12 protein-coding genes are annotated in these 11,332 nt (G+C 73.2%); 8 read left to right on the top strand and 4 right to left on the bottom strand.

Going from position 1 to position 11,332, the window contains the following annotated elements; translation table 11 throughout:
- Positions 1 to 72: 72 nt before the first annotated feature.
- The 8 genes from sppA (at position 73) to D9598_RS13595 (ending at position 6,565) form a co-directional block, all read left to right on the top strand.
- On the top strand, positions 73 to 990 hold the full coding sequence (gene sppA, locus D9598_RS13630) for a signal peptide peptidase SppA (protein WP_232477209.1): 918 nt from the start codon (positions 73 to 75) through the stop codon (positions 988 to 990).
- A 40-nt stretch (positions 991 to 1,030) separates the two neighbouring features.
- On the top strand, positions 1,031 to 1,360 hold the full coding sequence (ihfB, locus tag D9598_RS13625) for an integration host factor subunit beta (protein ID WP_198367074.1): 330 nt from the start codon (positions 1,031 to 1,033) through the stop codon (positions 1,358 to 1,360).
- The gene (locus tag D9598_RS13620) at positions 1,357 to 1,713 is read left to right on the top strand and encodes a lipopolysaccharide assembly protein LapA domain-containing protein (protein ID WP_198367073.1); all 357 of its coding nucleotides are present in this window, start codon (positions 1,357 to 1,359) and stop codon (positions 1,711 to 1,713) included. The genes ihfB and D9598_RS13620 overlap by 4 nt, the downstream gene beginning before the upstream one ends.
- Position 1,714: 1 nt before the next feature.
- Positions 1,715 to 2,431 carry an orotidine-5'-phosphate decarboxylase gene (gene pyrF / locus D9598_RS13615; protein ID WP_198367072.1) on the top strand — a complete coding sequence of 239 codons (717 nt, stop codon included), beginning with the start codon at positions 1,715 to 1,717 and terminating at the stop codon, positions 2,429 to 2,431.
- A gap of 1 nt (position 2,432) precedes the next feature.
- Complete coding sequence (locus tag D9598_RS13610; RefSeq protein ID WP_198367071.1) at positions 2,433 to 3,110, top strand: phosphoribosylanthranilate isomerase; 678 nt, start codon at positions 2,433 to 2,435, stop codon at positions 3,108 to 3,110.
- 26 nt (positions 3,111 to 3,136) lie between these two features.
- On the top strand, positions 3,137 to 4,381 hold the full coding sequence (gene trpB / locus D9598_RS13605) for a tryptophan synthase subunit beta (RefSeq protein WP_198367070.1): 1,245 nt from the start codon (positions 3,137 to 3,139) through the stop codon (positions 4,379 to 4,381).
- On the top strand, positions 4,378 to 5,208 hold the full coding sequence (trpA, locus tag D9598_RS13600) for a tryptophan synthase subunit alpha (protein ID WP_198367069.1): 831 nt from the start codon (positions 4,378 to 4,380) through the stop codon (positions 5,206 to 5,208). Before trpB ends, trpA begins: the two co-directional genes overlap by 4 nt.
- Before the next feature lie 76 nt (positions 5,209 to 5,284).
- Positions 5,285 to 6,565 carry a DUF2254 domain-containing protein gene (locus D9598_RS13595; protein WP_198367068.1) on the top strand — a complete coding sequence of 427 codons (1,281 nt, stop codon included), beginning with the start codon at positions 5,285 to 5,287 and terminating at the stop codon, positions 6,563 to 6,565.
- Between the two features lie 8 nt (positions 6,566 to 6,573).
- Here D9598_RS13595 and D9598_RS13590 read toward each other — a convergent pair whose 3' ends face one another.
- The 4 genes from D9598_RS13590 to D9598_RS13575 form a co-directional block, all read right to left on the bottom strand.
- Positions 6,574 to 7,743, bottom strand: a complete 1,170-nt coding sequence (locus D9598_RS13590) for a hypothetical protein (protein WP_198367067.1) — start codon at positions 7,741 to 7,743, stop codon at positions 6,574 to 6,576.
- On the bottom strand, positions 7,743 to 9,311 hold the full coding sequence (locus D9598_RS13585; protein ID WP_198367066.1) for a hypothetical protein: 1,569 nt from the start codon (positions 9,309 to 9,311) through the stop codon (positions 7,743 to 7,745). The genes D9598_RS13590 and D9598_RS13585 overlap by 1 nt, the downstream gene beginning before the upstream one ends.
- A 59-nt stretch (positions 9,312 to 9,370) precedes the next feature.
- Positions 9,371 to 10,315, bottom strand: coding sequence for a tripartite tricarboxylate transporter substrate binding protein (locus D9598_RS13580; protein ID WP_232477208.1), 945 nt, complete (start codon positions 10,313 to 10,315; stop codon positions 9,371 to 9,373).
- A 93-nt stretch (positions 10,316 to 10,408) separates the two neighbouring features.
- Positions 10,409 to 11,320 (bottom strand): AEC family transporter, encoded by a 912-nt coding sequence (locus tag D9598_RS13575; RefSeq protein WP_198367064.1) that lies wholly within the window; start codon positions 11,318 to 11,320, stop codon positions 10,409 to 10,411.
- Positions 11,321 to 11,332: the final 12 nt, after the last annotated feature.

The following is an 11,332-nucleotide window of genomic DNA, read 5'->3' as shown; positions in this document are numbered from 1 at the left end:
CCGCATCGCTCCCCGGGGGCGCGCGCCGCCGCTTGACCCTCCCCCCCTTCCCCCGCCATGGATGCGCGCAGCATGACCGCATCCCTGGAACACGACCTGCTGGTCGACCGCCGCAGGCTCAAGCGCCGGCTGCTGGCCTGGCGGGTCGCCGCCGTGCTGCTGGCCGCCGCCGCCCTCTTCGCCATCCTCGGCCGGGGCCTCGGCGATGTCGCCGGCGGGCACCTGGTGCGGCTCGCGGTCGAGGGCACCATCACCGACGACCGCAAGGTGATCGAGGCGATCGACGAGGCGGCCAGGAACCCCGCCGTGCGGGGCATGATCCTGGCCATCGACAGTCCGGGCGGCACCGTGGCCGGGGGCGAGGGGCTGCACCACGCGCTGGCGCGCTTCCGCGCCGCCGGCAAGCCACTCACGGCGGTGATGGGCGGCACGGCGGCCTCGGCCGGCTACATGATCGCCCTGCCGGCGGAGCGCGTCTTCGCCCGGGAATCGACCCTCACCGGCTCGATCGGCGTCATCCTGCAATCCTTCGAGGCCAGCGAACTCATGGAGATGCTCGGCATCCGCGCCGAGATGCTGACCTCCGGCGCGCTGAAGGGTCAGCCCAATCCCTTCCGCCCGATGACACCCGAGGCACGGCAGGCGCTGCAGGCGGTGATCGCCGACATGCATGCCCAGTTCGTCGGCCTGGTCGCCACCGGCCGCGGGCTGCCACGGGAGCAGGTCGCCGCGCTGGCCGATGGCCGCGTCTATACCGGACGGCAGGCGCTGGAACTGAAGCTGGTCGATGCCATCGGCGGCGAGGCCGAGGCGCGCGCCTGGCTGGCCGAGGCGCACGGCATCCCCGCCGGGACCGCGCTGCGCGAGATGGACCCGCGCGGCACCGCCGAGCGGATGCTGGGCCTCTCCCTGCGCGCCGCGATGAAAGCCCTGGTTTCAGAATGGCTTGCGATTGACGGAGCCCGGGCCGTTTGGCAGCTTCCCCGGTGATCGGCCCTGACGCAGGGCGACAGCAGGAGACAGCGGCGCCATGACCAAGTCCGAGTTGATCGCCCAGCTCGCCGCGGCGAATCCGCACCTGCGCCAGCCCGATGTCGAGCTGATCGTCGGCACCATCTTCGACGAGATCACCAACGCCCTGGCGCGCGGCGACCGTGTCGAGCTGCGCGGCTTCGGTGCCTTCACCGCCAAGCGCCGCGATCCGCGCACCGGGCGCAACCCGCGCACCGGCGAGGCGGTTGAGGTGGAAGGCAAGTCCGTTCCCTATTTCAAGCCCGGCAAGGAACTGCGCGAGCGCGTCAATGGCGGGCCCCTGCAGGACCCGAAGCGAGGCCCGCGCAGCCCAGCGAGTGCATCATGAGACTGATCGGCTCCCTCCTCACCCTTCTCCTGCTGCTGGTGCTGGTGCTCTTCGCCATCTCCAACACAGAGCCGGTGTCGCTGCGCTTCTGGCCCTTCGACCTAGTCTGGCAGGTGCCGCTCGCCGGCGCCGTGCTCGGCGCGGCGGCGCTCGCCTTCCTGCTGGGCGCGCTGCTCGCCTGGGGCGCCTCGCTCGCCTACAGGCGCCGGGCGCGGCGGATGCAGCGCGCGGCGCAGTTGCTGGAGGCGGAGCTGGCCGAGATGCGCGCGCGCTACGAGCCGCCGCCGCCCGAGGCCGCGCTGGTGCCGCCCCGCCCCGGCGCGCCGCCCCGCGCCGCCCTCCTGGCCCGCTGAGATGCTGCCGAGGCCGAACGGCGCCGGGATCATCGCCGCCCTCGACACCGCCGAGGCCGACCGCGCCGAGGCCTGGGCGCGCGCCGTCGCGCCGCATGTCGGGCTGGTGAAGGTCGGGCTGGAGCTGTTCTGCGCCGCCGGGCCCGCGGTGGTGCGCCGCCTCGCCGCGCACCGGCCGGTGTTCCTCGACCTGAAGTTCCACGACATCCCGAACACCGCGGCCGGCGCCGTGCGCTCGGTCTGTGCCGGCAGCGCCCCGCCCGCCATGCTGACGCTGCACGGCGGCGGCGGCGCGGCGATGATCGAGGCCGCCCGGCGCGCCGCCGAGGAAGCCGCCGGCCCGGCCCGGCCTGCCATCCTGGCCGTGACGGTGCTGACCAGCTTCACCGCCGCCGCCCTGGCCGAGACCGGTGTCTCCGGCGGCCCGACGCAGCAGGTGCTGCGCCTCGCCCGGCTGGCGCTGGAGGCCGGCGCGGACGGGCTGGTCTGCAGCCCGCAGGAGGTCGGCCGGCTGCGCGATGCCTTCGGCGCCGCGCCCCTGCTGGTGGTGCCGGGCATCCGCCCCGCCGGCAGCGCCGTCGGCGACCAGGCGCGCGTGGCGACGCCGGAGGAGGCGGTCGCCGCCGGGGCGGACTGGCTGGTGGTCGGCCGGCCGATCACCGGCGCGGCCGAGCCCGGCGCCGCGGCCGCCGCCATCGCGGCCAGCCTGCCCCGCTGAGATGGCCGCGCGGATCAAGATCTGCGGGCTGAACGACGCCGAGGGCTATGACGCCACGCTGCGGGCCGGCGCCGACTGGGCCGGCTTCGTTTTCTATCCGGCCTCGCCGCGCGCCGTGACCCCTTCCCGGGCGGCGGCGCTGATCGCGCGTGGCGGGGCGGCGGCGCCCGTGCCGGTCGGCCTGGTCGTCGATGCGGCCGACGACGAGATCGCCGCCATCCTGGCCGAGGCGCCGCTGGGCCTGTTGCAGCTCCACGGGTCCGAGACCCCGGAGCGTTGCGCCGCGATCCGCGCCCGTTTCGGCCTGCCGGTGATGAAGGCGCTGGGCGTCTCCGGCGCGGCGGATCTGCGGCGGCTGGAGGATTACGCCCCGGCGGTGGACCGCTTCCTGCTCGACGCCAAGCCGCCGGCGGGGGCCAGCCTGCCCGGCGGCAATGCCGTCAGCTTCGACTGGCGCCTGCTGTCCGGCCGGCCGATCGCGCGCCCCTGGATGCTGGCCGGCGGCCTCGACCCCGCCAATGTCGCCACCGCGCTGCGGATCAGCGGGGCGCCGGCCGTGGATGTCTCCTCCGGCGTGGAGCGCGCCCGGGGCGTCAAGGACGCGGCGCGGATCGCCGCCTTCGTGGCCGCCGTCCGCCAGGCCGCGGTCCCCCTACCCCCCAGGCCCGTCACGGGCTAACACTGTTCCTCAGCCCGGAGGAACCCGTGAACCAGCCTCTGCCCAATTCGCTTCGCCAGGGCCCCGATGGCCGGGGCCGCTTCGGTCAGTTCGGTGGCCGCTATGTCGCCGAGACCCTGATGCCGGTCATCCAGGAGGTCGAGCAGGCCTATCTCGCCGCGCGCCAGGACCCGGCCTTCATGGCGGAGTGGCGGCGGCTGCTGAAGGACTACGTCGGCCGCCCGAGCCCGCTCTGGTTCTGCGAGCGGCTGACGCAGCACGCGCGGGCCGAGGCCGGCGCCGGTTCCGGCAAGGGCGCGAAGATCTATTTCAAGCGCGAGGAGCTGAACCACACCGGCGCGCACAAGATCAACGCCGTGCTGGGCCAGATCCTGCTGGCCAAACGCATGGGCAAGCCGCGCATCATCGCCGAGACGGGCGCGGGGCAGCACGGCGTCGCCACCGCCACGGCCTGCGCCCTCTTCGGCCTGAAATGCGTCGTCTATATGGGCGCCACCGATGTCGAGCGGCAGCAGCCCAATGTCTTCCGCATGAAGCTGCTGGGCGCCGAGGTGATCCCCGTCACCTCCGGCGCCGGCACGCTGAAGGATGCGATGAACGAGGCGATGCGCGACTGGGTCGCCAATGTCGCCGACACCTACTACTGCATCGGCACCGTGGCCGGCCCCGCCCCCTTCCCGCAGATGGTGCGCGACTTCCAGTGCGTGATCGGCGAGGAGGCGCGGAGCCAGATCCTGGCCGCCGAGGGCCGCCTGCCGGACGCGCTGGTCTGCGCCGTCGGCGGCGGCTCCTCCGCCATGGGCCTGTTCCATCCCTTCCTGGACGATCCGGACGTCGCCATCTGGGGCGTCGAGGCGGCCGGGCACGGCATGGAGACGGAACAGCACGCGGCCTCGCTCAACAAGGGCCGGCCCGGCGTGCTGCACGGCAACCGCACCTATCTGCTGCAGGACCCGCACGGCCAGATCATCGAGGCGCATTCCATCTCGGCCGGGCTCGACTATCCCGGCATCGGGCCGGAGCACGCCTGGCTGCACGAGATCGGCCGCGTCACCTATGTCGGCATCAACGACCAGGAGGCGCTCGATGCCTTCCTGCTCTGCTCGCGGCTGGAAGGCATCATCCCGGCGCTGGAATCGGCGCATGGCCTGGCGCAGGTGATGAAGCTGGCGCCGGAGATGCCGGAGGAGAGCATCATCCTGCTCAACCTGTCCGGCCGGGGCGACAAGGACATCTTCACCGTGGCCAAGCATCTGGGAGAGACGCTGTGAGCCGCATCGCCGCCCGTTTCGCGCAGCTCCGGGCCGAGGGCCGCGGCGCGCTGATGCCCTTCCTGGAGGCCTACGACCCCGATCCGGCGACCAGCATGGCGCTGCTGCGAGGCCTGCCCGGGGCCGGGGCCGACCTGATCGAGGTCGGCGTGCCCTTCACCGACCCCATGGCGGATGGCCCGACCGTGCAGCGGGCGGGGCAGCGCGCGCTGAAGGCGGGCGGAACGCTGGCCGGCGCGCTGGCCATGGTGCGCGATTTCCGCCGCGAGGACGACGAGACGCCCATCGTGCTGATGGGCTATCTCAACCCGATCCTCGCCTATGACACGGAGCGCTTCTGCCGCGATGCCGCCGCCTCCGGCGTCGACGGGCTGATCGTCGTCGACCTGCCGCCGGAGGAGGCGGAGGAGCTGGCCGATCCGGCGCGGCAGCAGGGGCTCGACCTGATCCGGCTGATCGCGCCGACGACCGACGAGACACGGCTGCCCAAGGTGCTCGCCGGCACCAGCGGCTTCATCTACTACGTCGCCATCGCCGGCATCACCGGCACGCGCAGCGCCACGCGCGACGCGCTGGCCGAGGCCATCCCGCGCGTCCGCCGCTTCACCGAGCTGCCGATCGCCATCGGCTTCGGCGTGCGCACGCCGCAGCAGGCGGCGGAGGCGGTGCAGGTCGCCGACGGAGCGGTGGTCGCCTCAGCGCTGATCGACACCCTGGCCGCCAGCCTGGACGAGAAGGGCCGCGCCCGCCCCGACACGGTCCGCAAGGTGCTCGACCAGGTGCGCGACCTGGCCGAGGCGGTGCGCGGGGCGCGCGTCCCGGCCTGAGAAGGCGCTGGGGGCGGCAACCCCGCCCTGGGCCTGGCGTTTCGCCGCGGCAGGCCTGTCACGGAAGGGAGGGGCGATGAGCCGCTGGCGCTGGATGCTGCGGAGGCTGACGCGCCGCCTGTGGTTCCGCGCCGCCCTCTTCTCCGTCCTGGCCGTGGCGACGGCCCTGGTCTCGGCGGTCGCGGCGCCCTTCATCCCCTATGAGTTCACCGCCCAGATCGGCGCCTCGGCGGTAGACAACATCCTCAGCATCCTGGCCTCCAGCATGCTGGCGGTGACGACCTTCTCGCTCACCACCATGGTCTCGGCCTTCTCCGCCGCCAGCAACGCCGCCACGCCGCGCGCCAGCCTGCTGCTGATCGAGGACCAGCAGGCGCAGAACGCCATCTCCACCTTCCTGGGCTGCTTCCTCTTCAGCATCGTCGGCATCATCGCCCTCAGCACCGGCTTCTATGGCGAGAGCGGGCGGGTGGTCCTCTTCATCGTCACCATTGGCGTCATCCTCTGGATCGTCGTTACCCTGCTGCGCTGGATCGACCATCTGTCGCGCTTCGGCCGCCTGGGCGAGACGGTCTCGCGGGTGGAGGCCACGGCCGCGGCCTCGCTCGGGGACTGGGCCAAACGGCCCCGCCTGGGCGGCGCGCGGAGCCTGCCGCTTCCCGCCGGGGCGGTGCCGGTCATGGCGGTGGATTTCGGCTATCTGCAGCATATCGATGTCCAAGCCCTGTCCCGCCTGGCCGAGGAGATGGAGCAGGACATCCATCTGGCGGTGCTGCCCGGCGTCGCCCTGGACCCCTACCGGCCGCTGCTGCACCTGCCGCGTGCCGCCTCGCCGGAGCTGGAGGAGCGGCTGCGCCAGGCCTTCACCCTGGGCGACCAGCGCGGCTTCGAGCAGGACCCGCGCTACGGCATGATCGTGCTGACCGAGATCGCCTGCCGCGCCCTCTCCGCCGCCACCAACGACACCGGAACGGCGATCGGCGTGCTGGCGGCGCTGGGGCGACTGCTCGGGCGCTGGGCCGAGACCAAGGCGGAGGACGAGGAGGCCGCGTTTCCGCGTCTGCGCGTGCCCGATATCGCGCCGGATGTCTTCTTCAACGATGTCTTCCGCCCCATCGCGCGGGATGGCGCCGGCGAGGTGGAGGTGGGCATCCGGCTGCAGAAGACGCTGGCCATGCTGGCGCGCTGCGGCCAGGGGCGGCTGGCCGCGCCGGCCCGGCGGCTGTCGGCGGAAGCGCTCGAACGGGCGGAGGCGGCGGGGCTGCTGCCGGCCGAGATGGAGATCCTGCGCCGCGCCGCCGGGGCGCTGGCCGCCGAGGCGCTGGCCGCCGGGCCGGAACGCCCCCTGCCCGCCTGAGGAGGGCTTCAGTCCTCCAGCACCGCCCGCCGGATGGCGGCGACCTGATGCTCCCAGGAATAGTGCTCGCGGGAGGAGAGGAAGGCGGCTTCGGCCAAAGCGGGGTAGGCGTCCATCCTCCCGATCACCGACTCCAGCCGCTCCTCCCAGTCCATCGCCCGCACCAGATACCCGTTCTCGCCGTCGCGGATGGCCTGGCGGAAGGCGTGACAGGGCGAGGCCAGGGTGAGGGTGCCGACGATACCGGCCTCGAAGAACTTCAGCTCCGACTTGCAGTGCGTGAAGACATTCTCCTGCAGGGGCACGAGGTTGATCTCGCTCTCGCCGATCGCCCGCTGCAGGTTGCAGAAATCCTGCATCGGCAGGCGCTCGATGCGGTCCGGATAGGGCTCCAGCACCGCCGGCACCTGCAGGTAGCCGGCCAGGCGCAGCACCAGATGCGGATGGCGCCGCAGCAGCGCGGCCAGGCTGCCGGCGACGATCTCGAAATCCCGCGCATGCGAGGGCGAGCCGCTGAAATAGCCGAGGTGCAGCCGCCCGTCCCGCGCGAAGCCGCTCGCCCGCTTCGCCGCCATGACGCGCCCGGAGACCGCCATCTGCTCGCGGTTCAGGAAGTTCGGCACCACGCGCGCATCGGCCACCGGCCCGAGCTCGCGCAGGCGCGCGGCCAGGAAGTCGTTGGTGGTGATGGCGCGCTGGCACAGGTGCAGCACCGCCGCCAGGCGCCCCACATAGCCGAACCAGTACATCCAGTTGGCCTCGGTCAGTTCCTGGTCGAGGCTGTTCATCAGCAGGTGCACGTGGTCGATGCTGAAGACCAGATCGTCCACGTCATAGATCACGCGCCGCCCGAGCTGCCGCGCGCGGGTGATCATCCGGTTCAGCCGCTCCGAATAGCGCGCCCGGGCGATGACCAGCACATCCGCCGCCTCGGCCATGCGGTCGAGCACCGCTGCCTCATCGGCCTGGAAGAACCAGGAGGCCGTGGCCTCCGGCATCCGGGCGTTGATCACCTGCGCCATGTTGTAGCAGCGGTAGCGGAAGGTGCTGCCATCCGGATGGTCGTAGTAGTAGGCGATGCGGATCCGCCCCGGCCGGCAGAGCTGCGCCAGCCGCGCATCCGCCCCGAGCGCCCAGGGATCGGCATAATCCAGCCGCGGCACGCCATGCAGGAACATCAGCCGCCATCCAGCGCGCGCAGGACCGGCTCCATGGCCATGCGCCAGTCGCGGTTCACGCGCAGCGTGGCGTAGCCGCGCCGGCGCGCCGCGCCGTCCTCGGCCAGCGCCGCCGCCTCGCCGATCGCCCGCGCCAGGCTGTCCACATCCGGCTCGACGCAGAGGATGTTGCCGCCATAGGCCGCGAGCGACTGCTTCACGCCATAGCGGTTGGTCACCACCACTGCGCCGCTGGCGGCGAGATCGAGCGGCGGGTAGCTCGGATGCGGCGTGTACATCAGGCTCAGCGCGGCATCCATCCGCCGCACCAGGGCCGCGTATTCGTCCCAGCCCAGCCCGTCGATCATGCGGACCTCGGCGCCGGCCGGCAGCGCCAGCGGCGTGCCGGTGCCGACGCCGTGGAACAGCCAGCGCGCCGGATCGATCCGGCCCTCCTCCAGCGCCCGCGTCAGCGCCTCCACGCCACGCTGGTAGAGGTTCCGCGGATGCCCCGGCCGGGCATAGAAGAAGAAGTTCAGCCTGTCCTCCGCCGGGCGCGGCTCGTAGCGATAGCTCGCCTCGGGGAAGGCCGGCTCGAAGACCAGGGCCTGCCCGGCCATCCCGGCCAGCCCGGTCTCCACCAGGTGCCGCCGCAGCAGCTCGGTGTTGATCACCACGCGCCCGGCGCCCCGCGCCAGGGTCTCGGCGCAGAGCAGATGCTGGTCGCCATGCGGATAGAACATCCGCTCATCCTCCTGCAGCAGGTAGAGGATGCGCTCCCGGGCGACGCTGGCGGCGGTGGCGTGGGTGGTCCACCAGGAGGTGGTGAGCAGCAGGTCCGCCGGCCGCAGCTCCAGATGCCGCGGGCCCTCCGGCGGCAGGTGGAGGAACTCGATCTCCAGCGTGTCCGGAAGCGCCAGCATCCGCAGAAGGCGGCGCACCCCGCCGACCTCCGCCGCCTCCAGGCGGGTGACGACGCGCAGGCCCTGCGACCGGCGCTCGGCCAGCAGGGCCCCCAGGATCAGTGCCGTGCCGACACCGCCGAACAGGCTGCCGGCGCTGACGCTGTCGGTCACCAGGGTGACGCGGCCGGGGCCGTCGCGGTCCGGCGTGGTGAAGACCGGGAGCGGCAGCAGGTCGCGCCGGGCCTGCCGCGATGCCTGCCGCCGGACCGCCTCGCGCCCTTCGCTCGCACCCCGGCGGAGGTAGTGCAGGAGCGGGTTCTGTCCCGCCGCCGCGACGTCCGGGTAGCGCTCCAGATAGGCGAGGGTGCCGAACTCGGGGCCGGGATCGCGCCCGTCGGCCACGCCGTGGCGGAGATAGTGCCGGGCCGGATCGCCGCCACTCATGGCCACGTCGGGATAGGTGTCGCGGTACCAGGGCGTGTCGAACAGCGGCGAGGCGCGCAGGCGGCGGGCATCGAGCCAGAGCCGCAACCGCCCCGGCAGCCCGTCATAACGGCCACCGCCCTCCTTCCGCAGGTGCCGGAACAGGGCCGACAGCCGATGGGCCCACTGGCCTGGCCGCGGCGCGGCGTGCTCGTTCGGAGATGAAGGCAGGGGAGAGTTCCGCTTCGGCGGGTTATTCATTCCGGTCCTGTAGCCCTGGTGTTGGCCCGCTTACAACACGCCGCCGCGCCCCGGCGGGGTCAGGCGTCGAGCCGGATGCCGAGTTCGCGGATCAGCGGCCGCCAGATCGCGCTCTCGGCCGCGACGAACTCGTTCAGCTGGCGCGGGGACCAGGGCGCGCTCTCGATGCCGAGGCCGCGCATCCGCTCCTGCATCCCCGCCTCGGCGACGGCGGCGCGCAGCTCGGCGTTCAGCCGGGCGATGACCGGGCCGGGCGTGGCGCCGGGCGCATGCATCGCCTGCCAGCCGAAGGCCACGGCATCCGGGATGCCAAGCTCCCGCGCCGTCGGCACCTGGGGCGCTTGGGCCGAGCGCGCCTCGGAGAGCACGACGAGGCCGTGCGCCTTGCCCTCGCGCAGGAAGGGGATTCCCGTCGCGCAGTCGATCAGCACGCTGTCCACCACGCCGGCCAGCAGGTCCTGCATCGCCGCCGGCCCGCCGCGATAGGGGATGTGGGTGGCGTCGAAGCCGGCGCGGCGCTTCAGCATCTCCATCGCCAGGTGGTGCGGCGAGGCCACGGCGGGCGTGCCGTAGTTCGGCGCCTGCCGCCGCGCGGCGGCGATGTAGTCGGCCAGGCTCCGCCACGGGCTGTCCGGCCGCACCACCAGGAAGAGGGGGAAGCGGCCGATGAAGCCGACGCCGGTGAGATCGTGGTCGGGGTCATAGGGCAGGCGGCTGTAGAGCGCGGGATTGTAGACCAGGTTGCCGTTGTCGGCGTGCAGCAGGGTGTAGCCGTCCGGGGCGCTGCGGGCGACGGTCTCGCTGGCCAGCACGGCGCCGCCGCCGGGGCGGTTGTCGACCACCATGGTCTGCCCCAGGCGCGGGCCGATGAAGCCCGCGACCAGCCGGGCGAAGGTGTCGCTGGGGCCGCCCGCCGGATAGCCCACCACCCAGCGCAACGGCCGCTCCGGCCAGTCCGCCGGCTGCGCCCGCGCGCCACCCGCCACCGCCGGGACCATGCCCATGGAAACACCCAGGAACCCGCGCCGCCTCACCCTCATCGCCGTCCTCTTCGTCCCGTCCCCGCCGGTGTGCGCCGCATCATGCGGCCTCCTCCCTCATCGCGCCAGCAGCGCCACCCAGAGGGGCAGCGAGACCATGGCCAGGATGTGCTGGGTGGTGATCATGGCCGCCATCAGCGGCGCGTCGCCGCCCATGGCGCGGGCCTGGACATAGGCGGTGGTGGCGGTGGGCTGGGCCATGAACAGGATGGCGATGGCCGCGACCGCCGGCTCCAGCCCGGCCATCCAGGCCAGCAGGCTGGCGATGGCCGGCATCACCAGCAGCTTCAGCACCGCCGTCGGCACCTGGATGCGCGGCCGGTCGGCCAGCGCCCCGGGCGCCAGCGCCGCGCCGACGCAGAGAAGACCCACGGCGAGCGAACCCTGGGCCAGCCCGCGCAGCAGCCCGTTCAGCCCGGGCGGCGGACCGCCCAGCAGGGCCAGCACCATGCCGGCGGCGCAGGCGAGCAGCAGCGGGTTGGTGGCGATCTGCCGCGCCACCCGCAGCGGCGAAGGCCGCCGCTCGCCGCCGAGCGCGAAGACGATGGTAATGATGACCTGCACGCAAGGCACGATCAGCCCGGTGGCGATGCCGCCGAAGGCGATGCCGGCCGGGCCGTGCACCGCCCCGGCCACGGCGAAGGCCAGCAGGTTGTTGTAACGGATGCCGCCCTGCAGCACCGAGGTCGTGGCCGGATGCGCCAGGCCCAGCGCCCGCGCCAGCAGCAGGGAGAGCAGCGTGCCGGCCAGCAGGCTGCCCCAGATGGTGAAGGCCAGGCCACCGAGCGGCAGGGCGGCGAGATCCACGGCGCCGATCGAGGAGACCAGCAGCGCCGGCAACAGCACCAGGAAGACCAGCCGCTCCATGCCCGCCCAGAGCGCCGCCTCCGGCAGCAGGCGCCGGCGCAGCAGCGCGCCCAGCGCGATCATGCCGAAGGTGGCGACGAAGGCGTCGAGCCAGGGACCCATGGCGGCGGCCGG

Source organism: Roseomonas sp. KE0001 (genome assembly GCF_016107285.1).
Lineage (GTDB): Bacteria > Pseudomonadota > Alphaproteobacteria > Acetobacterales > Acetobacteraceae > Pseudoroseomonas.
This window is presented reverse-complemented; position numbering and strand designations above follow the sequence as displayed.

Coding starts and splice junctions, on each gene's coding strand:
- sppA (WP_232477209.1), top strand. CDS start 73: ATGACCGCATCCCTGGAACACGACCTGCTGGTCGACCGCCGCAGGCTC.
- ihfB (WP_198367074.1), top strand. CDS start 1,031: ATGACCAAGTCCGAGTTGATCGCCCAGCTCGCCGCGGCGAATCCGCAC.
- D9598_RS13620 (WP_198367073.1), top strand. CDS start 1,357: ATGAGACTGATCGGCTCCCTCCTCACCCTTCTCCTGCTGCTGGTGCTG.
- pyrF (WP_198367072.1), top strand. CDS start 1,715: ATGCTGCCGAGGCCGAACGGCGCCGGGATCATCGCCGCCCTCGACACC.
- D9598_RS13610 (WP_198367071.1), top strand. CDS start 2,433: ATGGCCGCGCGGATCAAGATCTGCGGGCTGAACGACGCCGAGGGCTAT.
- D9598_RS13595 (WP_198367068.1), top strand. CDS start 5,285: ATGAGCCGCTGGCGCTGGATGCTGCGGAGGCTGACGCGCCGCCTGTGG.
- D9598_RS13590 (WP_198367067.1), bottom strand. CDS start 7,743: ATGTTCCTGCATGGCGTGCCGCGGCTGGATTATGCCGATCCCTGGGCG.
- D9598_RS13585 (WP_198367066.1), bottom strand. CDS start 9,311: ATGAATAACCCGCCGAAGCGGAACTCTCCCCTGCCTTCATCTCCGAAC.
- D9598_RS13580 (WP_232477208.1), bottom strand. CDS start 10,315: ATGGGCATGGTCCCGGCGGTGGCGGGTGGCGCGCGGGCGCAGCCGGCG.
- D9598_RS13575 (WP_198367064.1), bottom strand. CDS start 11,320: ATGGGTCCCTGGCTCGACGCCTTCGTCGCCACCTTCGGCATGATCGCG.